The organism is Streptomyces exfoliatus (genome assembly GCF_000725545.1).
Classification (GTDB): domain Bacteria; phylum Actinomycetota; class Actinomycetes; order Streptomycetales; family Streptomycetaceae; genus Streptomyces; species Streptomyces exfoliatus.
Genome location: NZ_JNZP01000083.1, coordinates 1 through 1,279 on the forward strand (window position 1 = coordinate 1; position 1,279 = coordinate 1,279).

At 66.8% G+C, this 1,279-nt stretch carries 1 protein-coding gene and 1 pseudogene; one reads left to right on the top strand and one right to left on the bottom strand.

All coding sequences use genetic code 11. From position 1 onward, the window contains the following. Positions 1-243, top strand: a 243-nt coding sequence (locus IO20_RS0134170) for a DUF7677 family protein (RefSeq protein ID WP_031127805.1), incomplete at its 5' end; no start/stop codon positions are given. A gap of 25 nt (positions 244-268) precedes the next feature. On the opposite strand, the pseudogene IO20_RS39395 reads toward IO20_RS0134170, so the two are convergent. Beyond that, positions 269-1,098 (bottom strand): annotated as a pseudogene (locus tag IO20_RS39395) (IS5 family transposase). Positions 1,099-1,279 lie beyond the last annotated feature (181 nt).

The window sequence follows — 1,279 nt, forward strand, 5'->3', positions numbered from 1 at the left end:
GGCACCCTCGACCTGGACCTGCTCGATGGGTTCGACTATCGCTCGACCGTTTTCCACTCCGGCTCCTCGTTGGAACAGGTCTTCGCGATCTATAGCAATGTGCTGCAAATCGACGCCGACGGCATGGTGCTGAACGACGGAGAGGCGCAGTACCGGGTCGCGCAGTGGGTTCGGGTGTGCTGCGACCCGAGCTATCGGGTCGAGCCGCCCTTCGAGGACTGGGAGACGGAGCTCCATCTCTGATGACCCGCCGCTCACCGCCGGAACATCATGCCCACATCAGGAGCGACGCGAGAGTGACGGCTGCCTGGAAGGACTCCGCGGTCTTGTCGTAACGAGTAGCGATGCCGCGCCACTGCTTCAGCCGATTGAAGCAGCGTTCCACCACGTTGCGCTGCCTGTAGCGCTGCTTGTCGAAGGCCGGTGGGCGCCCGCCGCGGCTGCCGCGCCGGAGCCGGTTCCGGACCTGGTCGGCCCGCTCGGGGATGGTGTGACCGATGCTGCGTCGTCGCAGCCAGGTGCGGATGGCCCGGGAACTGTAGCCCTTGTCGCCCAGCACGTGGGAGGGTCGTACTCGGGGCCGTCCCGGGCCGACGCGAGGCACCCGTATCGCTTCCATCACCGCAGTGAACTGGGTGCAGTCATTGGTGTTGCCGCCCGTGAGCGTGAAAGCGAGCGGACGGCCGGCCGCGTCGCAGGCCAGATGGATTTTGCTGGTCAGGCCACCTCGGGAACGTCCGAGGGCGGGACTGCGGAGCCCCCTTTTCGTGCCCCGGCGGCGTGCTGGTGGGCGCGGACGATGGTGGAGTCGACCGACACGAGCCAGTCGATGTCCCCGGCCGCGTCCGCCCTGGCCTGGGCGGCCTGCAGCATCCGCTCGAACGTTCTGTCCAGAGCCCACCGCCGAAACCGGGTGTGCAGTGTGGCCCACGGACCGTACCGTTCGGGCACATCCCGCCAGGCCACCCCCGTCCTAAACTTCCACACGATCCCGTTGAGCACCATCCGATCGTCCAGCCGCTTCCTGCCGCGCAACGGCCTGGGCAGCAGCGGCCGGACGAACTCCCAATCGGCATCCGACAGTTCATGGCGACGTATCACGAAACCATGATCCACCAGCGGTGATCATTTGAAGACACTGCCTAGCGGACGCCGAAAGCAATGACGAAGGACTCGCTGCTCCCGGACGGCTGGGATGACGGCGTCTGCGCCCCGGACAAGGCACTCGTACATGCCGTCGACCGGATCTGGGCGCAGCACAGCAGTCGGTCGGCCCCCG